The organism is Streptomyces sp. 1222.5, assembly GCF_900105245.1.
Taxonomy (GTDB): Bacteria; Actinomycetota; Actinomycetes; order Streptomycetales; family Streptomycetaceae; genus Streptomyces; species Streptomyces albidocamelliae.
Genome location: NZ_FNSZ01000001.1, coordinates 5,632,401 through 5,656,110 on the forward strand (window position 1 = coordinate 5,632,401; position 23,710 = coordinate 5,656,110).

General features: G+C 70.1%; 20 protein-coding genes and 2 tRNA genes. 17 read left to right on the forward strand and 5 right to left on the reverse strand.

Annotated features, from left to right (window positions below; genetic code table 11):
- Positions 1 to 636 precede the first annotated feature (636 nt).
- Complete coding sequence (locus BLW57_RS25395; RefSeq protein WP_093477651.1) at positions 637 to 2,055, reverse strand: amino acid permease; 1,419 nt, start codon at positions 2,053 to 2,055, stop codon at positions 637 to 639.
- A gap of 246 nt (positions 2,056 to 2,301) precedes the next feature.
- Between BLW57_RS25395 and BLW57_RS25400 the strand changes: the two genes are divergently transcribed.
- Both BLW57_RS25400 and BLW57_RS25405 read left to right on the forward strand, forming a co-directional pair.
- Positions 2,302 to 2,790 (forward strand): ribose-5-phosphate isomerase, encoded by a 489-nt coding sequence (locus BLW57_RS25400; protein WP_093477653.1) that lies wholly within the window; start codon positions 2,302 to 2,304, stop codon positions 2,788 to 2,790.
- A gap of 58 nt (positions 2,791 to 2,848) precedes the next feature.
- Positions 2,849 to 3,658 carry an Fpg/Nei family DNA glycosylase gene (locus tag BLW57_RS25405; RefSeq protein ID WP_093477654.1) on the forward strand — a complete coding sequence of 270 codons (810 nt, stop codon included), beginning with the start codon at positions 2,849 to 2,851 and terminating at the stop codon, positions 3,656 to 3,658.
- 88 nt (positions 3,659 to 3,746) lie between these two features.
- Here the strand turns inward: BLW57_RS25405 and BLW57_RS25410 are convergent, their stop codons facing one another.
- Entirely contained in the window at positions 3,747 to 4,988 is a 1,242-nt protein-coding gene (locus BLW57_RS25410; protein ID WP_093477656.1) for a GNAT family N-acetyltransferase, read from the reverse strand.
- A 175-nt stretch (positions 4,989 to 5,163) separates the two neighbouring features.
- Between BLW57_RS25410 and BLW57_RS25415 the strand changes: the two genes are divergently transcribed.
- Together BLW57_RS25415 and BLW57_RS25420 are read left to right on the forward strand one after the other, a co-directional pair.
- Positions 5,164 to 6,336 carry a PP2C family protein-serine/threonine phosphatase gene (locus BLW57_RS25415; protein ID WP_093477658.1) on the forward strand — a complete coding sequence of 391 codons (1,173 nt, stop codon included), beginning with the start codon at positions 5,164 to 5,166 and terminating at the stop codon, positions 6,334 to 6,336.
- Between the two features lie 23 nt (positions 6,337 to 6,359).
- Complete coding sequence (locus BLW57_RS25420) at positions 6,360 to 6,809, forward strand: HD domain-containing protein (RefSeq protein ID WP_093477659.1); 450 nt, start codon at positions 6,360 to 6,362, stop codon at positions 6,807 to 6,809.
- Positions 6,810 to 6,881: 72 nt separating this feature from the next.
- On the opposite strand, the gene BLW57_RS25425 is transcribed toward BLW57_RS25420, so the two are convergent.
- Complete coding sequence (locus tag BLW57_RS25425; RefSeq protein ID WP_256339585.1) at positions 6,882 to 7,991, reverse strand: acyltransferase family protein; 1,110 nt, start codon at positions 7,989 to 7,991, stop codon at positions 6,882 to 6,884.
- Between the two features lie 532 nt (positions 7,992 to 8,523).
- On the opposite strand from BLW57_RS25425, the gene BLW57_RS25430 reads away from it, so the two are divergent.
- The gene (locus BLW57_RS25430; RefSeq protein WP_093480878.1) at positions 8,524 to 8,718 is read left to right on the forward strand and encodes a hypothetical protein; all 195 of its coding nucleotides are present in this window, start codon (positions 8,524 to 8,526) and stop codon (positions 8,716 to 8,718) included.
- Between the two features lie 204 nt (positions 8,719 to 8,922).
- On the opposite strand, the gene BLW57_RS25435 is transcribed toward BLW57_RS25430, so the two are convergent.
- A tRNA-Gly gene (locus BLW57_RS25435) sits at positions 8,923 to 8,993 on the reverse strand.
- A gap of 161 nt (positions 8,994 to 9,154) precedes the next feature.
- Between BLW57_RS25435 and BLW57_RS25440 the strand changes: the two genes are divergently transcribed.
- The 5 genes from BLW57_RS25440 (at position 9,155) to clpX (ending at position 13,948) form a co-directional block, all read left to right on the forward strand.
- Positions 9,155 to 9,231 (forward strand) — tRNA-Pro (locus tag BLW57_RS25440).
- A 180-nt stretch (positions 9,232 to 9,411) separates the two neighbouring features.
- Entirely contained in the window at positions 9,412 to 10,782 is a 1,371-nt protein-coding gene (gene tig / locus BLW57_RS25445) for a trigger factor (RefSeq protein ID WP_093477662.1), read from the forward strand.
- A 368-nt stretch (positions 10,783 to 11,150) separates the two neighbouring features.
- A complete protein-coding gene (locus BLW57_RS25450; RefSeq protein WP_093477664.1) occupies positions 11,151 to 11,756 on the forward strand; it encodes an ATP-dependent Clp protease proteolytic subunit in 606 nt (201 codons plus the stop codon).
- A gap of 69 nt (positions 11,757 to 11,825) precedes the next feature.
- Positions 11,826 to 12,491, forward strand: coding sequence for an ATP-dependent Clp protease proteolytic subunit (locus tag BLW57_RS25455; protein ID WP_073893953.1), 666 nt, complete (start codon positions 11,826 to 11,828; stop codon positions 12,489 to 12,491).
- Between the two features lie 170 nt (positions 12,492 to 12,661).
- Positions 12,662 to 13,948, forward strand: coding sequence for an ATP-dependent Clp protease ATP-binding subunit ClpX (gene clpX, locus BLW57_RS25460; RefSeq protein ID WP_093477665.1), 1,287 nt, complete (start codon positions 12,662 to 12,664; stop codon positions 13,946 to 13,948).
- Positions 13,949 to 14,012: 64 nt separating this feature from the next.
- On the opposite strand, the gene BLW57_RS25465 is transcribed toward clpX, so the two are convergent.
- On the reverse strand, positions 14,013 to 14,915 hold the full coding sequence (locus BLW57_RS25465) for a hypothetical protein (RefSeq protein ID WP_093477667.1): 903 nt from the start codon (positions 14,913 to 14,915) through the stop codon (positions 14,013 to 14,015).
- A gap of 137 nt (positions 14,916 to 15,052) precedes the next feature.
- Here BLW57_RS25465 and BLW57_RS25470 point away from each other — a divergent pair, with 137 nt between their 5' ends.
- The 7 genes from BLW57_RS25470 (at position 15,053) to mreD (ending at position 23,546) form a co-directional block, all read left to right on the forward strand.
- The gene (locus tag BLW57_RS25470; RefSeq protein ID WP_093477668.1) at positions 15,053 to 17,683 is read left to right on the forward strand and encodes a valine--tRNA ligase; all 2,631 of its coding nucleotides are present in this window, start codon (positions 15,053 to 15,055) and stop codon (positions 17,681 to 17,683) included.
- A gap of 319 nt (positions 17,684 to 18,002) precedes the next feature.
- Positions 18,003 to 19,460, forward strand: a complete 1,458-nt coding sequence (locus BLW57_RS25475; RefSeq protein ID WP_371127865.1) for a bifunctional tetrahydrofolate synthase/dihydrofolate synthase — start codon at positions 18,003 to 18,005, stop codon at positions 19,458 to 19,460.
- Positions 19,461 to 19,468: 8 nt separating this feature from the next.
- On the forward strand, positions 19,469 to 19,825 hold the full coding sequence (locus tag BLW57_RS25480; RefSeq protein WP_093477673.1) for a DUF4233 domain-containing protein: 357 nt from the start codon (positions 19,469 to 19,471) through the stop codon (positions 19,823 to 19,825).
- 183 nt (positions 19,826 to 20,008) lie between these two features.
- Positions 20,009 to 20,422: a nucleoside-diphosphate kinase gene (ndk, locus tag BLW57_RS25485; RefSeq protein WP_093477675.1), complete on the forward strand. Its 414-nt coding sequence runs from the start codon at positions 20,009 to 20,011 to the stop codon at positions 20,420 to 20,422.
- 309 nt (positions 20,423 to 20,731) lie between these two features.
- Positions 20,732 to 21,751, forward strand: a complete 1,020-nt coding sequence (locus BLW57_RS25490; RefSeq protein ID WP_020940056.1) for a rod shape-determining protein — start codon at positions 20,732 to 20,734, stop codon at positions 21,749 to 21,751.
- Between the two features lie 165 nt (positions 21,752 to 21,916).
- Entirely contained in the window at positions 21,917 to 22,855 is a 939-nt protein-coding gene (gene mreC, locus BLW57_RS25495) for a rod shape-determining protein MreC (protein ID WP_093477676.1), read from the forward strand.
- Between the two features lie 13 nt (positions 22,856 to 22,868).
- On the forward strand, positions 22,869 to 23,546 hold the full coding sequence (gene mreD / locus BLW57_RS25500; protein ID WP_093477678.1) for a rod shape-determining protein MreD: 678 nt from the start codon (positions 22,869 to 22,871) through the stop codon (positions 23,544 to 23,546).
- The last annotated feature ends 164 nt before the right edge of the window (positions 23,547 to 23,710 follow it).

A 23,710-nucleotide genomic window follows, 5' to 3' on the forward strand; every position in this document is an offset into this window, starting at 1 on the left:
TCCGGTCCCCGCTTCGCGGCGGGGGGCCTGTCGCGTCAGGGCGCGGGCTGGGCGAGAGTCCCGCCGCCTGGAGGGCTGAGCCGCCCGACGCGTATCGGCTCCGCGTGCGGACCGGTCGGACGCCGGAGCTGGTGCGACCCGGGGCCCTCCTTCGGTCGCCGTCCCGAGCGTTCCGTCCCCGGCGCGGGCACGCGGTCCGGCACGGCCTGCTTCCGGTCCCCGCTTCGCGGCGGGGGGCCTGTCGCGTCAGGGCGCGGGCTGGGCGAGAGTCCCGCCGCCCGGAGGGCTGAGCCGCCCGACGCGTATCGGCTCCGCTCGCGGACGCCCAGGGCGCCGCGCCGGTGCAGCCCAGGGGCACTTCTCCGGTCGCTCGCCCGAGCGGTCACCTGGGCTGGGTGCCGGCCCTTCGGCGCGACTACGGCGTCCGGCACGGCCTGCATCCGGTCCCCGTCCCGAGGGCGGACGCCCGACCCGCACGACGCGCGTCGGCTCCGCCCGCGGACGCCTGGGCTCCGGGGTCCGGTGCGACCCGGGGGCACAGGGTCCGTCGGCCCCGGGGCCGACGCGGGACGCACGAGGGCCGCATGACCCGACACTTCTGTCAGGTCATGCGGCCCGGTGCCACGGGGGAGTGGGTCAGCCGACGGACACCTTGTCGGCCGGGGCCTCGACCGCGGGGTCCGGGCGCTTCGCCGAGACCGTCTGCTTGATCACCGCGATCACCACCACGACCGCGGCGACCAGCAGGGACAGCAGCACCGTCTCGCGGCCGTCGTGCTCGGTGTCGAACAGCATGTAGACGAGGACGAACACGATCATCGCGGCCGTCGCCCAGGTCAGGTACGGGTACAGCCACATCTTCACGACGAGCTTCTCCGGCGCCTCACGCTGGATGATCTTGCGCATCCGCAGCTGCGAGAAACAGATGACCAGCCACACGAACAGGGCGACCGCACCGCTGGAGTTCAGCAGGAAGAGGAAGACGCTGTCCGGGTACTGGTAGTTGAAGAAGACCGCCACGAAGCCGAAGACCACCGAGGACAGGATCGCGGCCATCGGAACACCGCGGGAGGTGGTACGGGCGAACGCCTTCGGGGCGTCACCGCGCTGGCCGAGCGAGAAGGCCATCCGGGAGGCCGTGTAGAGGCCCGAGTTGAGGCAGGACAGCACCGAGGTCAGCACGATGACGTTCATGACCTCGCCGGCGTGGGCGATGCCGAGGGAGTTCAGCGCGGCGACGTAGGAGCCGTCCTTCGCGATGGACGGGTCGTTCCACGGCAGCAGCGTGACCACGACGAGGATCGAGCCCAGGTAGAAGACGCCGATCCGCCAGATGATGCTGTTGGTGGACTTGGTGACCGCGCGCTGCGGGTCCTCGGACTCACCGGCCGCCAGGGTGGCGATCTCGCTGCCCATGAAGGAGAAGACGACCAGCAGCACACCGGTGAGGATCGCGCCAGGCCCGTGCGGCAGGAAGCCGCCCTCGCCGGTCAGGTTGGAGAAGCTCGCCTTGTCGGCGTGGACGCCCGGCAGCACGCCGAACACCGCGAGCAGACCGATGACGACGAACGCGCCGATCGCCACGACCTTGATGCCGGCGAACCAGAACTCGAACTCGCCGTAGGAGCCGACCGAGACCAGGTTGGTGGCGGTCAGGACGATCATCACGATCAGGGCCCAGCCCCACTGCGGGACGGCCGGTACCCAGCCCTCGAGGATCTTCGCGCCGGCGGTCGCCTCGACGGCGAGCACGACGACCCAGAAGAACCAGTAGAGCCAGCCGATGGAGAAGCCTGCCCAGCGGCCGAGCGCGCGGTCGGCGTGGGCCGAGAAGGAGCCGGAGGTGGGGTTCGCGGCGGACATCTCGCCGAGCATCCGCATCACGAGGACGACGAGCGTGCCGACGAGGGCGTACGACAGGAGAATGCCGGGGCCGGCGGTGGCGATACCTGAGCTGGAGCCGACGAAGAGTCCGGCACCGATCACGCCGCCGATGGCGATCATCGTCAGGTGACGGTTCTTGAGACCTGCTTGAAGTCCGGAACCAGGGGTCATGGGACGGATTTCCTTTGCGCCGGTGGAGCGATTCCCGTCCGAGGGGGGTGCCGTTGTGCGGCTGCGAACGGGACCTCGCACGAGCGGTGTACGAGGCGGTCCAGTGAATCCGAGGTATATGGATTCGGGAACCTCTGAATCCAGATTGTTACTTGAGGTTCCCTTGAGCTTCTATGGTTTGGCTCACATCCGTCGGCGCCGACACCCGGAGCTGCTGCCCGGATAGGGGCGTGTCACACTCGTCCCATGCGCGTGTATCTCGGCTCCGACCATGCGGGCTACGAACTCAAGAACCACCTCGTCGAGTGGCTCAAGGCGGCGGGGCACGAGCCCGTCGACTGCGGGCCCCACATCTACGACGCCCAGGACGACTACCCGCCCTTCTGCCTGCGTGCCGCGGAGCAGGCGGCCGCGGACGCGGACGGCCTCGGCATCGTGATCGGCGGCTCGGGCAACGGCGAGCAGATCGCCGCCAACAAGGTGAAGGGCGTGCGGGCGGCCCTGGCCTGGAGCGAGGAGACCGCGGCGCTCGGCCGTCAGCACAACAACGCCAACGTGGTGGCCGTGGGTGCGCGTATGCACAGCACGGAGGAGGCGACCAAGTTCATCGAGGTCTTCCTCAACACCCCGTTCTCGGGTGACGAGCGCCACATCCGCCGGATCGACATGCTGTCGGCCTACGAGACGACCGGTGACCTGCCCCCGGTCCCGGCTCACCACCCGCAGCAGGACTGAGCCTTCCCTCGGGGTCCGGCGACACCGGGCCCCGAGGAGCGGAAAGGAACGGGCGACCGTGCCAGAGGGGCACACGATCCACCGGCTGGCGCACGACTACGCCGCCCGGTTCTCGGGCACGGCCCCGCGCGTCACCAGCCCCCAGGGCAAGTTCTCCGACGCAGCCGACCTGCTGGACGGGGCCGAGCTCACCGCCACCGAGGCGCACGGCAAGCACCTGTTCCTGCGGTTCCGGGACGCCGACTGGGTCCACATCCACCTCGGCCTCTTCGGCAAGGTCGGCTTCGGCGACGCCCCGGCGCCCCCGCCGGCCGACACCGTCCGGCTCCGCCTCGCGAACGACACCGCGTACGTCGACCTGCGCGGCCCCACGACCTGCGCGCTGATCACGGACGCCGAGAAGCGGGCCGTGCACGACCGGCTCGGCCCCGACCCGCTGCGCGAGGACGCCGACCCGGGCGCCGCCTACCGCAGGATCTCCCGCAGCCGTACCACCATCGCCGCGCTGCTCATGGACCAGAAGGTCGTCGCCGGCGTCGGCAACGTCTACCGCGCCGAGGTCCTCTTCCGGCACGGCGTGGACCCCTACCGCGCCGGCCGGGACATCACCCCGGCCGAGTGGGACGCCCTGTGGGCCGACCTCGTCGAGCTGATGCGCGAGGGCGTGCGGAACAACCGGATCGACACCGTCCGCCCGGAGCACACGCCGCAGGCCATGGGCCGCCCGCCCCGCGTGGACGACCACGGCGGCGAGGTGTACGTCTACCGCCGCGCCAGCCGGCCCTGCCACATCTGCGCCACCGAGGTCCGCACCGCCGGCCTCGCCGCCCGCAATCTCTTCTGGTGCCCCACCTGCCAGAAACCGTGACCGCACCCCGGCGGCCCGCCGGGCGCGGAGACGGGCTGCCGAAGACCCCGACCGTACGCCGGCAGCACCGGCCGCCGGCCTCGCCGGGTCAGAAGCCGTGGGAGATCCAGGGGGCCACCGGTGAGCCGAAGGCCACCGACGCCTCCGTCAGCGCCCCCGGGCGCAGCTCCCGCACCCGTCCGGCCGCCGCCAGCGACAGCAGCGTCACCCCGCCGAGATAGGCCGCGCCCAACTCCCGTACGGACAGGGCGAGATCGGCGGCGTCGTCCGTACGCTCGCAGGACGCGCCCTTGGCGTCCCCGGTCAGCCGCCAACGCCCCGTGTTCCAGGGGCAGAAGGCGTCCTCCACCTCGAGGACGACGTCGACCGGAGCCTGGTAGGTCCGCACCGCCAGGGCCGCGTCCACGTCCACGAGGCGGACGTATCCCGCGTCCCGCAGCCGCGGCAGGCAGCGGCGGATGTCGGAGACCAGGTGCTGCCAGGCCTCGTCGACCGGCCGGCCCCGCACCGCCAGCGTCGTCATCAGGTCGATGCCGAACAGGAACCGCCACAGCGCGGCCTCGCTCGCCGGGTCGAGCGCGGCCAGCTCCTCCAGCGTCACCGTGCCGTCGTGCCCGCTCGGGCCCCAGCCCAACTTGGTGCGGAAGCGGGCGTACCCGGTGACCTCGCCGTCCCGTTCGGCCACCACGCACTGCAGTGCCGACGCCCCCTCGCGCTCGCTCTCCGGGTCGAGCAGCCCGGCGCGCTCCCAGCCGGGCATGCGGGCCAGCATGCCGGGGCGCCGGGGCACCAGTGCCGCGTACACCGCCTCGCACTCCGGCAGCACGTCGGCGGGCGGCGCGTAGCGCACCCGCACCTCGTCGGTGCCCTCGGGCAGCGCCAGGGTGACCCGGCCGGTGTCGATCTCCGCGCCGACCTGACAGGTCGCCGCGCCGTACCCGAAGCGGCCGTAGATCGCGGGCTCGGAGGCGAACAGGGCGGCCAGCGGCTCGCCCTTGGCGCGCGCGTCGTCCAGCAGCCGCCGCATCATCGACGTCAGCACCCCGCGCCGCCGGTGCGTCGCGGCCACGCTCACCATGGTCACGCCGGCGGTCGGCACCGCCGCCCCGCCCGGCACCGTCATCCGGAAGCTGAAGGCCCCTGACGTGCCGACGATCGCGTCCCCGTCCCGGACGACCAGCGAGCGGTCGAACTCGGTGAGCGATTTGTCCAGCTCGCGCTCCTCGGCCGAGGAAGGCCCGCCGCCGAACGCACGGACCAGGTGCTCCCACCACTGGTCGAAGTCCTCGGGGCGCAGCGTCGTCAACTCGGTCCCACGGTCATTCCCCATGAGCCATGCCTACCAGGGCATTGCGGGACGAGCCAGCGAATTTCTCCCGGTCGGCGCCGCGAGGGCCGCGCGTGCCGTTCACTGTGAGGACGCACCACGAAACAGGGCCTCGCGCGGGGGACAAGTGGGACCTCCCGTGCCAAGCAGCCGGTCCGATGGATAGGGTCCCGAACTAATGGCAGCAGGACGAGAGCGGCGCGCTAAGGCCGAGACGTTCACGGCCCGGTGGCGTATGCAGTGGCACCGGGCCCGGGTCGGCCTGCGCAGAAGCGCCGTGGACTACTTCCGCGGCGACGGTTCCGACTGGATCGCGTTCGCCGGACTGCTGCTCGCCGTGCCCGTCCTCGCGGCCATGACCCTCGCCGACTCGGTGTGGTGCTCCCCGGCCACGCTGGTCCTGCCGATCGTCGCGGGCGGCCTGCTGCTGCGCCCGGCGAGCCTGCTCGGCCTGTACGCGGCGGCGGCCTCCGCCCTGATCGTGGAGTCGGTACGGCTCGGCCCCTACACCGAGGGGCCCTCCCGGGTCACTCCCGGTGTGGTCCTGGTGGTCGCCGCGTGCGGCTTCTTCGGGCTGCTGACCGCGCAGTTCCGCAGCCGGGTCGGCGTGCCGTGGCGGCGCGGCGGCACCATGCTGTTCGACCTGCGCGAGCGGATCCGGGTGCAGAGCAAGCTGCCGAAGCTGCCGCAGGGCTGGCACCACGAGATGGCGCTGCGTCCGGCTGGCGGCCAGTCCTTCTCGGGCGACTTCGTCGTCGCGGCCCGTACGAACGGCGGCCGCACCCTGGAGGTCGTGCTGACGGACGTGTCCGGCAAGGGCATGGACGCCGCCTCGCGCTCCCTGCTGCTGTCCGGCGCCTTCGGCGGCCTCCTCGGCTCCCTCCCGCCGCACGCCTTCCTGCCGGCCGCCAACGGCTACCTGCTCCGCCAGGAGTGGGACGAGGGCTTCGCCACCTCCATCCACCTGGTCCTCGACCTCGACTCCGGGGACTACGAGTTGTACTCCGCGGGCCATCCACCGGGCCTCCAGCTGAGCGCGGGCAGCGGCCGCTGGGAGGAGAAGGCGGCCGAGGGACCCCTGCTGGGGGTGTACGACGGCGCCCAGTTCGACCCCGTGAAGGGCTCGCTGCGCCCGGGTGACGTGCTGATGCTGTTCACGGACGGCCTGGTGGAGACGTCCGACCGCGACATCGTGGAGGGCATCGACCGGCTCACCGGCGAGGCCGACCGCTATGTCGCCGGCGGCTTCCACGGCGCCGCCTGGCACCTCATCGAGGCGGTGGCCAAGGACGTCAACGACGATCGCGCCCTGCTGCTGATCTGCCGCCAGCACGCGACGAACGGCCGCTGAGCGCCGGGGGAGACACTGGGGCCATGACACAGCTCTCCCCGGCCGAGGTCGAGGCCGTCGCGCGTGCCGCCCACGAGGGACAGACCGACAAGGCGGGACGGCCGTACGCCGAACACCTCGCGGCCGTCGCGGAGGGCGTCCGGGCCCGCGGCGGCGACCGGGACCAGATCGCGGCGGCCTGGCTGCACGACTCCGTCGAGGACGACGCGCTCAGCCGCCAGTGGCTGGCGGAGGCGGCCCTCACCCCGCGCACCAAGGCCATCGTGGACGCCCTGACCAAGCGGCCGGGCGAGGAGCCGGAGGAGTACGCCCGCCGCATCCTCGCCACCCCGGGCGCGCTGCTGGTGAAGGAGTCCGACCTGGCGCACAACGCCGACCCGGAGCGGCTGGCCGTGCTGCCGGAGCCGACCCGGAGACGACTGACCGGGAAGTACACGCGGATGCGTGCGCTTCTCGGTCTCGTTCAGGGGTGAGCCGGTGAGCAGCCGGGCGGCCCCGGGGCGGCTGCCCGGCGGAGGTCGGTCCGGGCGCGGCCCGTCCGGGCGCTAGGCGCCGACCTTCTCCCGCTCCCGCCCGCGCTCCTTCTCCTTCTTGTGCCGCTCACGGGCCAGTTCCGCCGCGTCCTGCTTGAACGCCCACTCCATCTTCGGCTCCATCGCGAACCGGAAGGCGCGCTGCACCGGCTTGGTGCACAGCAGGGTGACGGCGGTGCCGGCGAGGAGGGTCACCAGGATCTCCCCGGCCGGGTGGTGCAGCCAGGGGTGTTCGAACAGGCCCCGGTAGTCCGCGAACTTCGTCAGGAAGCCGTGCAGCAGGTAGCCGTAGAGGGTGCCCGCGCCGAGGGCGGTGAACCACATCCTCCGGCCCGGCACCCAGGAGAAGAAGCAGGCCGTCAGCAGCAGCGAGCAGCCCATCAGCGCCAGCGTCATCACCGGGCCGCACCACCACGGGGCACCGAGTTCCTGCGCGGCGTCACGGTGGTAGAACCACGAGGCGTTCATGCGCGGTGCCGCCCACCAGCCGACCACGAGCGCCACCGCGAGCACCGGCACCGAGGCGATGCGCACGGAGCGGCGGCGCACCAGCTTGAAGTGCTCGGGCTTCATGCACAGGCCCAGCACGAAGTACGGCAGGAACTGCAGGACGCGCTGGAGGTCGAGGTCGTCGCCGATGTCCGGGCTGACGCTCGCCAGCATGGCGAGGCCGACGGCGAGGGGCAGCGGCCAGCGGACCAGCTTCCAGATGGGTGTGGTCAGCCGCCACACGAACAGGGCGACCAGGAACCAGGTGAGATACCAGGGGTCGAGCAGGGTGATGGGCTCGTGGGAGCCCTCGTCGACGAGGTTCTTGAAGAGCGGGTACGCCGTCTCGAAGAGGATGTAGGGCACCGCGACACCGGTGATCAGCCGCTTCAGCCGGTCCGGCCGCATGTCGAAACTGCGCGAGAAGAAGCCGGAGATGATGATGAACGCCGGCATGTGGACCGTGTACACGATGGTGTACAGCGTCTCCACGACCCGGCTGTCGCCCTTGAGCGGTTCCCACGAGTGCCCCATCGCGACGAGCACGATGGCCAGATACTTGGCGTTGTCGAAGAACGCGTCGCGTTGTTTGCCGGGTCTGTCCGCCTTCGCCTGCCCTTTCTGCGCACTCATCGGGGTGCGCGGTCCGGGCACTCCGTCCACCGGCGACTGTGCCGGGGGGAGCGGCCTGCGGTTCTGGCCGGGGGACGAGGCGGCTTCAAACATCTCAGGCACCCTAGCGTCGGCTGTGGGATTTCGTAAAACTCCCGCAGTCATTCCTGGTTATCGCCTTCGGGTACCCCCTGATTTACAGAACTTGCCACCCCTGTCGACGTGATGGTGCCCACACGGGGGTCGCCAGTTCACCCTCGATGTCCCGATTCATCCAGACTAAATGGGGCATACGGCGTCTCGGCATCATCAATTCGAATTACCTGCGCACGAGATGTGTGGAGACGGAAACGAAGTCACGCAATTCCCGGGGCGGTCATCTGCGGGAGCTCCGTCGAATTACTGCGCGGCGCACGGTGTGTGCCGGGTCGTCAGCCGACGTTGTGTCACGGGTCGCATACGGACGCCTGGTTGGTGGCACGATGGTTCTGGCGGGGGTGCGGCGGCCGTACCTCCGGGCCGGGAGAGCGGACCGACCGAGGGTGTGATCAGTGTGGCCATTTCACTGTCCGTGGTGCTGCTGTTGGCGATCATCCTGGTGGTGCTGATCCGAGGGGGGAACATCAAGGCCGGCCCCGCGATCGTCGCGATCCTCTTCGGCTTCTTCCTCGCGTCGACCGGCATGGCGCCGTCCATCAGCCGGTTCCTGAATTCGATAGCGGACTCCATCAACTTGATCAAGTTCTGAGTCGGCCCGGGGTGCCCGCGGGAGCGCGGGGCGCGGGGCCGGGCGCTCAGGGCGGCGAGGGGGCGCGGGCGTCGACCCGTCGCGCCCCGGGGCGGCCGCGTTCCCGGCCCGGGGCGGGTGCGCACGGAGCGTGACCGCACGGGTACGGAAAACACTCAGGGCCGGGCCGAGGAGAAATCCTCGGCCCGGCCCTGAGTCGTACAGAGCGGGCGACGGGAATCGAACCCGCGTAGCTAGTTTGGAAGACTAGGGCTCTACCATTGAGCTACGCCCGCAGGAGCGCGCCGCAGGTCCGTGACCGCGGCACTGCAGGCATCGTAGCGGGTCGTCCGGCGTCGAGGCCAACGAGTAGCGACACGCGGATCCCGCGCGCGCCGCCTGGAAGAATGCGGCGGCCCCGGCGGGCCCGGGCATGTACCCTACGTCTCGCACCAGACGGGGTGTGGCGCAGCTTGGTAGCGCGTCCGCTTTGGGAGCGGAAGGCCGTGGGTTCAAATCCCGCCACCCCGACCATTGCCTCGCGTACGTCGCGAAGATCGCCTTTTGGGGTGCTGACCGGCTGCGGTTACTATGCAAGCTGCGCGCCCGTGTGTCCCGGCCCACTCGGCCTACGAACTCCTCCGGGCGGCGAAATCCGCCGGACCAGTCTGGCTCCGGCAGAAACCAAGAAGTCAGCCACAAGGAGACCGAACCGTGAAGAGCGCCGTGGAGACCCTGAACCCGACCCGGGTTCGGCTCACTGTCGAGGTGCCCTTCGAGGAGCTCAAGGACAGCCTCGACGCGGCGTACAAGAAGATCAACCAGCAGGTCACGGTGAAGGGCTTCCGCAAGGGCAAGATCCCGGCCCGCGTCATCGACCAGCGGTTCGGCCGCGGTGCGGTCCTGGAGGAGGCGGTCAACGACGCGCTTCCGAAGTTCTACACCGAGGCGGTCAACGAGGCCGAGCTGAGCCCGCTGGGCCAGCCCGAGGTCGACATCACGGAGCTGAAGGACGGCGAGACGCTGAACTTCACCGCCGAGGTCGACGTGCGCCCCGCCCTGGAGATCCCGGACTACTCGGGCATCGAGGTCGAGGTCGACGCCGTCGAGGTCACCGACGAGGACGTGGAGAAGTCGGTCGAGCAGCTGCGCGAGCGCTTCGCCTCCACCTCCCCGGTCGAGCGTGCGGCCGAGGACGGCGACGTCGTCACCATCGACCTGCAGGCCAAGGTCGACGGCGAGGTCCTGGAGGACGGCATCGCCGAGGGTGTCTCGTACACCATCGGTTCCGGTGAGCTGCTCGACGGCATCGACGACGCCGTGAAGGGCCTGGAGGCCGGTGGCGAGGCCACCTTCACCTCCGAGCTCAAGGGCGGCTCCGCCGCGGGCAAGGAGGCCGAGGTCGCCGTCAAGGTGTCCCAGGTCGCCGCCCGCGAACTGCCCGCGCTGGACGACGAGTTCGCGCAGCTCGCCTCCGAGTTCGACACGCTGGACGAGCTCCGTGCCGACAGCCGCAAGCGCCTCGCGAACATGAAGCAGTTCGACCAGGCCACCCAGGCCCAGGAGCGCGTCCTGGAGAAGCTCCTCGAGCTGGTCGAGGTCCCGGTCCCCGAGAAGCTGCTCGAGGACGAGGTCAACACCCGCAAGCACAACCTGGAGCACCACCAGCTCGGCCAGATGGGTCTGGACCTCGACAAGTACCTGGAGATCCAGGGCAAGACCGCCGAGGAGTTCGAGACCGAGACCCGCGAGGCCGCGGTCAAGGGCATCAAGACCCAGTTCGTCCTCGACGAGCTGGTCAAGAAGGAGAACCTCAACGTCAACCAGGAGGAGCTCACCGAGCACCTCATGCGGCGTGCGGCCTCCTCCGGCATGTCCCCCGACCAGTTCGCCCAGGCCGTCGTCGAGGGTGGCCAGGTGCCGCTCCTCGTCGGCGAGGTCGCCCGCGGCAAGGCCCTGGCCGTCGTGGTCGAGGCCGCCACGGTGAAGGACACCAACGGCGAGATCGTCGACCTGGACGACGAGGAGGAGGAGACCGAGGCCGCCGAGGCGTCGGAGACCTCCGAGGAGACGACCGAGGCCTGACCGGCCCCACGGCGTTCCTGACGGCGTAACCGGGCCCCCGCGGAGTGTGTCTCCCGGGGGCCCGTGCCGTACCCGCCGCGGACGGCCCCAGGCCCGCGCAGACCCCGCGACGAGCCGCATCCGGCCCCGGGGCCCGGCGGAGATCCGCGCCGGCTCCCCCGATCCGCGTCCGGCCCCCGGCGGAGCCCTCCGCTACGCCCCCGGCGAACACTCCCATCTCCGGGATTCCCCGAAGGGACCCGCGCGTTAGGGTCCATGAGTACGGGGGCAGGGGAGTCTCCTGAGACCCCCAGCCAAGCCTCCGGCAGGACGACGTGAGACGGCCCGGCGCCGTCGTAAGACGAGCAGGTGGATACGTGACGAATCTGATGCCTTCAGCCGCCGGCGAGCCTTCCATCGGTGGTGGCCTCGGCGACCAGGTCTACAACCGGCTGCTCAACGAGCGGATCATCTTCCTCGGCCAGCAGGTTGACGACGACATCGCCAACAAGATCACCGCACAGCTGCTGCTCCTTGCCGCCGACCCGGACAAGGACATCTACCTCTACATCAACAGCCCCGGTGGCTCGGTGACGGCCGGCATGGCGATCTACGACACCATGCAGTACATCCCGAACGACGTGGTCACCATCGCCATGGGCATGGCAGCCTCGATGGGCCAGTTCCTGCTCACCGGTGGCGCCGCGGGCAAGCGCTTCGCGCTGCCGCACGCGGACATCATGATGCACCAGGGCTCCGCGGGCCTCGGCGGTACCGTCTCGGACATCAAGATCCAGGCCGAGTACCTGCTGCGCACCAAGAAGCGCATGTCCGAGCTGACCGCGCAGCACTCCGGCCAGACGGTCGAGGCGATCGTCCGCGACGGCGACCGCGACCGCTGGTTCACCCCGGAAGAGGCCAAGGAGTACGGTCTCATTGACGAGATCATCACGCACGCCTCGGGTGTTCCGGGAGGCGGCGGCACCGGTGCCTGACCGGCCAGGCCACGCCACGCACCGCCGAGACCCCAGCCCCCAGAACGCCACCAGGACGGTGAACACCCCATGAGCAACTTCCACGGCGCCGCCAGCGGCATGTACGAAGGGCCCCGCCCGGACAGCCGCTACGTCATCCCGCGCTTCGTCGAGCGCACCTCGCAGGGCATCCGCGAGTACGACCCGTACGCGAAGCTCTTCGAGGAGCGCGTGATCTTCCTGGGCGTCCAGATCGACGACGCCTCGGCCAACGACGTCATGGCGCAGCTGCTGTGCCTGGAGTCGATGGACCCGGACCGGGACATCTCGATCTACATCAACAGCCCCGGTGGCGACATGACCGCCCTCACGGCGATCTACGACACGATGCAGTTCGTGAAGCCGGACATCCAGACGGTCTGCATGGGCCAGGCGGCCTCCGCGGCGGCCATCCTGCTGGCCGCCGGCACCCCCGGCAAGCGCATGGCGCTGCCGAACTCCCGCGTCCTGATCCACCAGCCGGCGGGCTCCACCGGCCGCGGTCAGCTCTCCGACCTGGAGATCATCGCGAAGGAGTTCACCCGGATGCGTGACCAGCTGGAGCAGATGCTGGCCAAGCACTCGAACCAGCCGCTCGAGAAGATCCGCGAGGACATCGAGCGCGACAAGATCCTCACGGCCGAGGAGGCGCTGCAGTACGGCCTCGTCGACCAGATCATCTCCACCCGCAAGCTGAACAACTCCGAGGTCCGCTGACCCGGAAAGGTCCGCTCTCTGCCCCTCTTGGCACCGTGCACGTCAAAGTGAACCCTGCCAAGGGGGGCCCGAACACCGGGCCCGGCAAGGTACCGTCGGACATAAGGCAGCACCAGGAGCCGCTGGACTCGTAACGTCCAGGCGTCTCCCAGGCGAAGGGGAAGCACACCGTGGCACGCATCGGTGACGGCGGCGATCTGCTCAAGTGCTCGTTCTGCGGCAAGAGCCAGAAGCAGGTCAAGAAGCTCATCGCAGGGCCCGGTGTGTACATCTGCGACGAGTGCATCGATCTCTGCAACGAGATCATCGAGGAAGAACTCGCGGAGACCAGCGAGGTCCGCTGGGAGGAGCTGCCCAAGCCTCGCGAGATCTACGAGTTCCTCGAGGGCTACGTGGTCGGCCAGGAAGCGGCCAAGAAGGCGCTTTCCGTCGCGGTGTACAACCACTACAAGAGGGTCCAGGCAGGCGAGAACGGCGGCGGGAGCGGCCGGGACGACGCCATCGAGTTGGCGAAGTCGAATATTCTTCTGCTGGGCCCGACGGGCTCCGGAAAGACCCTCCTCGCGCAGACGCTGGCGCGCATGCTGAACGTCCCGTTCGCGATCGCCGACGCCACGGCGCTCACCGAGGCGGGCTACGTCGGCGAGGACGTCGAGAACATCCTCCTGAAGCTGATCCAGGCCGCGGACTACGACGTCAAGAAGGCCGAGACCGGGATCATCTACATCGACGAGATCGACAAGGTCGCCCGCAAGAGCGAGAACCCGTCGATCACCCGTGACGTCAGCGGCGAGGGCGTGCAGCAGGCCCTGCTGAAGATCCTGGAGGGCACCACGGCCTCGGTGCCGCCCCAGGGCGGACGCAAGCACCCGCACCAGGAGTTCATCCAGATCGACACGACGAACGTCCTGTTCATCGTGGGCGGTGCCTTCGCGGGCCTGGAGAAGATCATCGAGGCGCGGGCCGGCGCCAAGGGCATCGGCTTCGGCGCGACGATCCTCTCCAAGCGCGAGCTGGAGGCCAAGGACGTCTTCGAGGACGTCATGCCGGAGGACCTGGTCAAGTTCGGCATGATCCCCGAGTTCATCGGCCGGCTCCCGGTCATCACCTCGGTCCACAACCTGGACCGCGAGGCCCTGCTCAAGATCCTGGTGGAGCCGCGCAACGCCCTGGTCAAGCAGTACCAGCGCCTCTTCGAACTCGACGGCGTGGAGCTGGACTTCGAGCGTGAGGCCCTGGAGGCCATCGCCGACCAGGCGATCCTGCGCCAGACCGGCGCCCGCGGACTGCGCGCCATCATGGAGGAGGTCCTCCAGGGTGTGATGTACGAGGTCCCGTCCCGCAAGGACGTGGCCCGCGTGGTCATCACGGCCGACGTGGTCCTCTCCAACGTCAACCCCACCCTGATCCCCCGCGACGCCCGAGGCCGGGGCTCGGGGGAGCAGAAGACGGCGTAACGCCGAACCATGCGAAGGGGCCCCGGTCACCGACCGGGGCCCCTTCGCATGTCCTACGGCAAGGTCAGGACTTGACGCGGACCTCGTTGCGGAACTTGGCGACGAGCGCGGCGTCGGCCGCCGGGTCGCTGCTCCTGCCGGCCACCAGGCTCGCGATGTCCATCGGCATGACGAACCCGAGAGTGCTGTGGTCACCCCAGATGCAGATGGTCATCGTCACGTCCTTCGGGCCGCCGCTGCTGCTGCCGGTGGGCGCCGAGGCCTGCTGGCACTTGAGGACCGCACCGTCGAGCCCGTCCGGCGTGTACACGGTCGGCTCGCCCTTCAGAGAGGCCCCGCTGTCGCTGTCCTTCTGGGACTCGCTCTTCATGTACGCGAACATCGCGTCCACGGTCTTCCCGGGGTCGTCGATCGTGCCGTAGACCCCGGCGAAGTTGATCGCCTTCTTGCTCAGCGGGTTGTCGGCGTCGCCGGACTCGTAGCCGGCGCTGACGTCGTGCGGGTCCTGCACGCCCCACTTCGCGGCGTCCTTCAGGTCCTTGTCCGTCATGGAGCCGCTGTCGCTCTTCGACTTCTTGTACTCCGTCAGCACCGTCGCCGGAGTCGTCAGCTTGTGGGGGCCGTCGTCCGCGACGTCGCTGCTGCCACTCCCGCCGAGCACGAAGTACGCGCCCACCGCCACGGCCGCCACCACGGCCACCGCGCCGATGATCAGGCCCGTCTTCTTCTTCCCGCCGGCCGGCTGCGGCGCCTGGGGCATGCCGTACGGCCCCGGCTGCTGCGGCACACCCTGCTGGGGGTAGCCGTAACCCGGCTGCGGCGGCGCCGCGGGTGCCTGCTGGGGGTAGCCGTAGCCGGGCTGCGGAGCCTGCGGCTGCTGGCCGTACGGTCCAGGCTGCCCCGGCTGGCCGTACGGACCCGGCTGCTGGGGCTGCTGGCCGTACGGGCCCGGCTGGTTGCTGCTCATTACGGGGTTCCCCTCCAGATGCTTATGTGTTCCTGACATCCTGGCCCAGGCCCGGGAAACGCACGGCACCGGGGGCCGCACCGTTACAGAACAAACGTGTTTCGGGACCACGCCGTGACACCTCTAAACTGACCCCCGTGACCGAGAACGCTCATCAGCAGCCACCCGCGCCCGACTCCGAACTGCCGACCCAGTACGCGCCGGCCGATGTAGAGGGGCCGCTGTACGAGCGCTGGGTAGAGCGCGGTTACTTCGAGGCGGACGCGAAGAGCGACAAGCCGCCGTACACGGTCGTCATCCCGCCGCCGAACGTCACCGGCAGCCTGCACCTCGGGCACGCCTTCGAGCACACGCTCATCGACGCCCTGACCCGCCGCAAGCGGATGCAGGGCCACGAGACGCTGTGGCAGCCGGGCATGGACCACGCCGGCATCGCCACGCAGAACGTCGTCGAACGCGAGCTGGGCAAGGAGGGCAAGTCCCGGCACGACCTCGGCCGTGAGGCGTTCGTCGAGCGCGTCTGGCAGTGGAAGGCCGAGTCCGGCGGCCAGATCAGCGGCCAGATGCGCCGCCTGGGCGACGGCGTCGCCTGGTCCCGCGAGCGCTTCACCATGGACGAGGGCCTCTCCCAGGCGGTCCAGACCATCTTCAAGCGCCTCTACGACGACGAGCTGATCTACCGCGCCGAGCGCATCATCAACTGGTGCCCGCGCTGTCTGACGGCCATCTCGGACATCGAGGTCGAGTACCAGGACGACGACGGCGAGCTCGTCTCCATGAAGTACGGCGACGGGGACGACGCGATCGTCGTCGCCACCACCCGCGCCGAGACGATGCTCGGCGACACCGCCGTCGCCGTCCACCCCGACGACGAGCGCTACAAGCACCTGGTCGGCAAGCTCATCACGCTCCCGCTGACCGACCGCTCCATCCCGGTCGTCGCCGACACCCACGTCGACCCCGAGTTCGGCACCGGCGCCGTCAAGGTGACCCCGGCCCACGACCCGAACGACTTCGAGATCGGCCAGCGGCACGACCTGCCGTCCATCACCGTGATGGACGAGCACGCCGTCATCACCGTCCACGGCCCCTTCCAGGGCATGGACCGCCTGGAGGCCCGCTCCGCCATCGTCGCCGCGCTGCGCGCCGAGGGCCGGATCGTCGCCGAGAAGCGGCCCTACGTCCACTCCGTCGGCCACTGCTCGCGCTGCAAGACCACCATCGAGCCGCGCCTGTCCATGCAGTGGTGGGTCAAGGTCGGCCCGCTGGCGAAGGCGGCCGGCGACGCCGTCCGCGACGGCAAGGTCAAGATCCATCCGCAGGAGATGGAGAAGCGGTACTTCGACTGGGTCGACAACCTCCACGACTGGTGCATCTCGAGGCAGTTGTGGTGGGGCCACCGCATCCCGGTCTGGTACGGCCCGAACGGCGAGGTCGTCTGCGTCGGCCCCGACGAGGAGCCCCCCGGCACCGAGGCGGACGGCTGGAAGCAGGACACGGACGTCCTCGACACCTGGTTCTCCTCGGGCCTGTGGCCGTTCTCCACCCTCGGCTGGCCCGAACAGACCGAGTCGCTCGCGAAGTTCTACCCGAACTCCGTCCTGGTCACCGGCTACGACATCCTCTTCTTCTGGGTCGCCCGGATGATGATGTTCGGCCTGTACGCGATGGACGGCACCCCGCCGTTCCACACCATCGCCCTGCACGGCATGGTCCGCGACCAGTTCGGCAAGAAGATGTCGAAGTCCTTCGGCAACGCGGTCAACCCGCTGGACTGGATGGACAAGTACGGCTCCGACGCCCTCCGGTTCACGCTGGCCCGCGGCGCCAACCCCGGTGTCGACGTGCCGATCGGCGAGGACTGGGTCCAGGGCTCCCGCAACTTCGCCAACAAGATCTGGAACGCCACCCGCTTCGCGCTGATGAACGGCGCCACGGTCGAGGGACCGCTGCCGGAGCCGTCGAAGATGTCGGCGACGGACCGCTGGATCCTGTCCCGGCTGAACTCGGTGGTCGCCGAGGTCGACGCCCTGTACGAGGACTTCCAGTTCGCGAAGCTGTCCGACGCCCTCTTCCACTTCGCGTGGGACGAGGTCTTCGACTGGTACGTCGAGCTGTCCAAGACCGTCTTCCAGGCGGGCGGCGAGCCGGCCGAGGTCAGCAAGCGGGTCCTCGGTGAGGTCCTGGACGTCACCCTCAAGCTGCTGCACCCGGTCGTGCCGTTCGTCACGGAGACGCTCTGGACGACGCTGACCGGCGGCGAGTCGGTCGTCATCGCCGAGTGGCCGGCCGACAGCGGCTTCCGTGACAGCGGCGCCGAGCGCGAGATCGAGACCCTCCAGTCGGTCATCACCGAGGTCCGCCGCTTCCGTGCCGACCAGGGCCTGCAGCCCGGCCAGCGGGTCCCGGCCCGACTGACGCTGGACGGCACCGCCCTCGCCCCGCACGAGGCCGCCATCCGCCAGCTGCTGCGCCTGCAGCCGGAGGGCGAGTCGTTCACGGCCACGGCGACGCTGCCGGTCGCCGGTGCGGAGGTCGCCCTCGACCTCTCCGGCACCATCGACGTGGCTGCCGAGCGCAAGCGGCTCGCGAAGGACCTGGCCGCCGCCGAGAAGGAGAAGGCCCAGGCCACGGCCAAACTCGGCAACGAGGCGTTCCTCGCGAAGGCCCCGGAGAACGTGGTCGACAAGATCCGCACCCGCCTGGCCAAGGCGGAGGAGGACATCGCCCGCATCCAGGCCCAGCTGGACAAGCTGCCGCAGGCGTAATCCGCGATACGGCCCGGAGGGCCCCGGCACCTTGAAGGCGCCGGGGCCTCGGCCGACCGCAAAGGCTCCGGTGCGTGTCGGACTCCGGGGCCGTGACCGACTCGGGGGCGCGGGGAACTGCGCGACGAGCCACCACGCACCCGCACCCCGCAGCCGGTCCCGGCCACCCCGAACCGCCGCCGCCCACCCCGCACCCGTCCGCGAAGACAAGCCACCCCATACCGGCGCCGCGAAGCGCCCCTCCGCTCCGTAGACTGGCCTCGTGAGCGACCACCCCGGCAACAGCGACACTCCCGACCCCCTCGACAGCTTCGAGGAGATGATCGAGGCCGAGACCGACCGCGACCCCGACCTGGCGGTGATCGAGGCCGGCAGCCGCACCCTGCGCACCCAGGGCGGCCCGCCGCAGGCCGACGTACCCGCGCGGCCGGCGGACCCGGAGGTCGACAGGGCCCTGCGCGAGGTCGAGGCGGACCTGGCCACCCGCTGGGGCGAGACCAAGCTGGAGCCCTCGGTCAGCAGGATCGCCGCGCTGATGGACGTCCTCGGCGAGCCGCAGCGCTCGTACCCCTCGATCCACATCACGGGCACGAACGGCAAGACCTCCACCGCCCGCATGATCGAGGCCCTGCTCGGCGCCTTCGACCTGCGCACCGGCCGGTACACCAGCCCCCACGTGCAGTCGATCACCGAGCGGATCAGCCTGGACGGCGCCCCGATCTCGGCCGAGCGGTTCATCGAGACGTACCAGGACATCAAGCCGTACGTCGAGATGGTGGACGGGCAGCAGGAGTACCGGCTGTCCTTCTTCGAGGTGCTCACCGGCATGGCGTACGCGGCCTTCGCGGACGCGCCCGTGGACGTCGCCGTCGTCGAGGTCGGCATGGGCGGCTCCTGGGACGCCACCAACGTGATCGACGGCGACGTCGCCGTGGTCACCCCGATCGACCTGGACCACACCGACCGCCTCGGTGAGACGCCCGCGGAGATCGCCACCGAGAAGAGCGGCATCATCAAGCAGGACGCGACCGTCATCCTGGCCCAGCAGCCGGTGGACGCGGCGCAGGTGCTGCTGAAGAAGGCCGTCGAGGTGGACGCCACCGTGGCCCGCGAGGGGCTGGAGTTCGGGGTCGTCGCCCGGCAGGTCGCCGTCGGCGGGCAGCTGCTCACCCTGCGCGGTCTCGGCGGCGAGTACCCCGAGGTGTACCTCCCGCTGCACGGCGGACACCAGGCGCACAACGCGGCCGTCGCCCTCGCCGCCGTGGAGGCGTTCTTCGGCGTCGGCGCGCAGCGCGCGGAGCCGCTGGACACCGACACGGTCCGCAAGGCCTTCGCCGCCGTGTCCTCCCCGGGCCGCCTGGAGGTCGTACGACGGTCGCCGACGGTCGTCCTGGACGCCGCGCACAACCCGGCGGGTGCCGCGGCCACCGCGGAGGCCGTGCGGGAGGCGTTCGACTTCACCCGGCTGATCGGGGTCGTCGGCGCGAGCGGCGACAAGAACGTGCGGGGGCTGCTGGAGGCCTTCGAGCCGATCTTCGCCGAGGTCGTCGTCACGCAGAACTCCAGCCACCGCGCCATGGACTCGGACGAGCTCGCCGCCATCGCCGTCGAGGTGTTCGGCGAGGAGCGGGTGCAGGTCGAGCCGCGGCTGCCCGACGCCCTGGAGGCCGCGATCACGCTGGCCGAGGAGGAGGGCGAGTTCGCGGGCGGTGGCGTCCTGGTCACCGGTTCGGTCATCACGGTCGGCGAGGCCCGGCTGCTGCTGGGGAAGGGCTGAGGTCTCCCGTGCGTACGCTCTGTTCATCGACTCTCATCGGCGAGTTCTTCGTCATCGGCTTCGCCGGGCTCGTCGCCATGAAGCAACCGGACCTGTCCACCTCGACGGTGTGGCTGGTCAGCGGCATCGCCATGCTGCTGTGCGTGCTGCTGTGCGGCATGGTGACCCGGCCCGGCGGGATCGCCCTCGGCTGGGTCCTGCAGATCGCCCTGGTCGCCTCCGGCGTCTTCGTCCCGACCATGTACTTCATGGGCGTGATCTTCGCGGCCCTGTGGTGGGCCTCGGTCCACTACGGCAGGAAGATCGACGAGGCGAAGGCCCGCTTCGCGGCCCAGGCCGCCGAGAACACCCCCTCCGGCGCCTGACGGCATCCGCCGGCCGGGTCCCCGGCCGGCGACGGCAGCTCTCGGTCACGACGGCGGCGGCCCGCGAGGTCCCGCACCGGCGGCCTCCGGGTTCACCGCCCCGCTCAAGTTGACACTGCGTGACGGAGACGCGGGGCGGCCCTGTAGCCTCATCCCACCGCACACGCTGAAAAGGAGCACGTCGTGACGCAGCGCACCCTCGTCCTGCTCAAGCCCGACGCCGTCCGTCGAGGCCTGACCGGCGAGATCATCGGCCGGATCGAGCGCAAGGCCGGCTGGCAGATCACCGCGCTGGAACTGCGCACCCTGGACCGCGCCACGCTGGAGCAGCACTACGCCGAGCACGTCGGCAAGCCGTTCTACGAGCCGCTGGTCGAGTTCATGTCCTCCGGCCCGGTCGTCGCCCTGATCGCCGAGGGCGAGCGGGTCATCGAAGGGGTCCGCCAGCTGGCCGGCCCGACCGACCCGATCGCCGCCGCCCCCGGCTCCATCCGCGGCGACTTCGGTGTGATCGTCCGCGAGAACCTGATCCACGCCTCCGACTCCGAGGAGTCCGCCGAGCGCGAGGTGAAGATCTTCTTCCCCGGCCGCGTCTGAGCCGCGTGGCGAATTCTCGCTAAATTTTCTGACCGGGCGTCAGCTCGGTCCGCGTTCCTGACCAGGGGCGGTCGTGCGTTTTCGGCCGTCCTTTGGCATATGCCTTGCCGATCGGGGGAACGCCTTCCTCCGATGGACCGTCTCCACAAGCGGGGCGGCCCGCCATCTGGTGACAATGGCGGAGACCCTCGCGCAGTGTTCGTGCAGGCGCGTTTACGATGGAAGCCTTCACGTCACAGCACCCGCCTCGCCGACCTGACATGCCCTCAAAAGCTCGGGAAGGCCCGATGAATCCGGATGGGGAACTCAATGTCGTTCATCGGCCGTGACATGGCTGTCGACCTCGGGACCGCCAACACGCTGGTGTACGTCAGGGGTCGCGGGATCGTGCTCAACGAGCCGTCCGTCGTGGCGATCAACACCAACACGGGCGGCATCCTCGCGGTCGGCGCCGAAGCGAAGAAGATGATCGGCCGGACGCCGGGCAACATCGTCGCCGTCCGCCCGCTGAAGGACGGTGTGATCGCCGACTTCGAGATCACCGAGCGGATGCTCCGCTACTTCATCCTGAAGATCCACAAGCGGCGGTATCTCGCCAGGCCCCGCGTCGTCGTCTGCGTGCCCTCGGGTATCACCGGCGTCGAGCGCCGCGCCGTCATCGAAGCGTCCTCCCAGGCCGGTGCCCGCCAGGTGCACATCATCGAGGAGCCGATGGCGGCCGCCATCGGCTCGGGCCTGCCGGTGCACGAGGCCACCGGCAACATGGTGGTGGACATCGGCGGCGGCACCACGGAGGTCGCGGTCATCTCGCTCGGCGGCATCGTCACCGCCCAGTCGATCCGCGTCGCCGGCGACGAACTCGACAACGCGATCATCCAGTACATCAAGAAGGAGTACAGCCTTCTCCTGGGTGAGCGCACCGCGGAGCAGATCAAGATCACGATCGGTTCGGCGTACGACCTCGACAGCGACGAGCACACCGAGGTCCGCGGCCGGGACCTGGTCTCCGGACTGCCCAAGACCGTCGTCATCTCGGCCGCCGAGGTCCGCAAGGCGATCGAGGAGCCGGTCAACGCGATCGTCGACGCCGTCAAGACCACCCTCGACAAGTGTCCGCCGGAGCTGTCAGGCGACATCATGGACCGAGGAATCGTTCTGACCGGCGGTGGAGCACTGCTGCGCGGGCTCGACGAGCGGCTGCGGCGGGAGACCGGCATGCCGATCCACATCGCCGAGGACCCGCTGGACAGCGTCGCGCTCGGCTCGGGCAAGTGCGTCGAGGAGTTCGAGGCGCTGCAGCAGGTCCTGGACGCCCAGCCGCGCAGATGACGTAACTCTTCGATTCCGCCGCACGAGACGTTCTCCTCTCGTGCGGCGGATCGTTGGTATAGAGGCATAAGCTCCCCCAATTGGGCCGCTTCGGTTTGCGCCGCACCATTCGCGTTCTCCAAGGCCCGCACAATTCCGACTTGAGGAAGGGCACGGCCGCCGCACGTGAGGGACACGAAAGAGAGCCGGCTGCTCCTGGTCCTGCTGATCGCCATCGCGTTCGCGCTGATCACGGTGGACATCCGCGGGGGCCGCAACTCCCCGGTGGACGGAGCCCGGCAGGCCGCGGCAGCGGTGTTCGGCCCCGTCGAGAACGGACTGTCCTCGGCGGTCGACCCGGTGGGCAACGCCGTCTCGGCCATCCGTGACTCCGGCAGCCGGCACGACCGGCTCGCCGCCCTGGAGAAGGAGAACGCGGCCCTCAAGGCGAAGCTCGGCAGCGACGACCGCAACCGCAGCCGCCTGGCACAGCTCGACAAGATGCTGAAGATCGCCGGCGAGGGCCAGTACGGCATCAAGGGCGCCCAGGTCATCGCCATCGGCTCGGCACAGGGCTTCTCCTGGACCATCACCATCGACGCGGGCGCCAACGACGGCATCAAACGGGACATGACCGTGCTGAACGGCGACGGGCTGGTCGGCCGCGTCACCACCGTCGGCCCGGACACCTCCACGGTGCTCCTCGCCAACGACCCCGACTTCACCGTCGGCACCCGTATGGAGGGCAGCGACGAACTCGGCTTCGCCTCCGGCCAGGGCGACCGCCCGCTGCGCGTGGAACTGCTCAACGGCAAGGCGGAGGTGAAGAAGGGCGACCGGCTCATCACCTTCGGCTCGCAGGCCGACAAGCCGTTCGTGCCGGGCGTCCCGGTCGGCGTGATCTCCCGCGTCGACCCCTCCGGCGGTGGCCTCACCCGCACCCTCTACGTCACGCCGTACGTCAGCTTCACCAAGCTGGACGTCGTCGGCGTGGTCGTCGAGGCCCCGAAGAAGGACCCGCGGGACACGGTGCTCCCGGCCCACCCCAAGCCCACGCCGACCCCGACGGTGACCGTCACGGTGACCCCGTCGGCCGACGCCAACACGACCGACCAGCAGCAGTAGGAGCTGAATCCCCATGCGTGTCAACCGGATCCTGCTCTCCTCAGCGCTGGTCGTCGTCGCCCTGGTCATCCAGGTCAGCGTCCTCGCCCGCCTGCACCTGCCGGGCGCCGTCCCCGACCTGCTGCTGCTCACCGTCCTCGGACTCGCGATGGTGTACGGCCATGTCGGCGGCGCTCTCGTCGGCTTCGGCGCGGGACTGCTCGCCGACCTGGCCCCGCCCGCCGACCACGCCGCCGGCCGCTACGCCCTCGTGCTGTGCGTCATCGGTTACTTCGCCGGGCTCGTCAAACCGGAGAGCGGCCGGCTGAAGTCGGCGACCGGGCCCATGGCCGTCGTGGTCGCCGCCGCCGTCGGTTCCACCCTGCTGTACGCCGGTGTCGGCGCCCTGGTCGGCGACACCGCCGCCCGCCACGTCGGCCTGACCGGCCTGCTGATCTCCGCCGCCCTGTACGACCTGCTGCTCGCCCCGTTCGTGGTCCCCGGGATCATGTGGCTCGCCCGCAAGGCCGACAACGACCCGCTCACCGAGAGCAGCCCCGCGGCCAAGGCCGGTGACATCTCCTCCGGCTGGCTCTCCTCCGGCACCGGCCTGCGCATCGGCAGCCAGCGCGGCGGTCTCGGCGCCCTGAAGGCCAAGGCGCGCACCCGCTCCACCCGGGTCGGCCGCATCAAGGGGGTCAAGCGGCTGTGACGGCGGGGGAGTTCACCCGAACGAGTCGGATGCCGCGGAACCGGGGCTCACAGACCGGTCGTTCATCATGCGTACACACGCAGGCGGCTCGCACACACGCAGGACAAGCACAGGCAGGGCAAGCAGAGGCAGTGCACGCACAGGCATTCCGCGCGCAGACATCC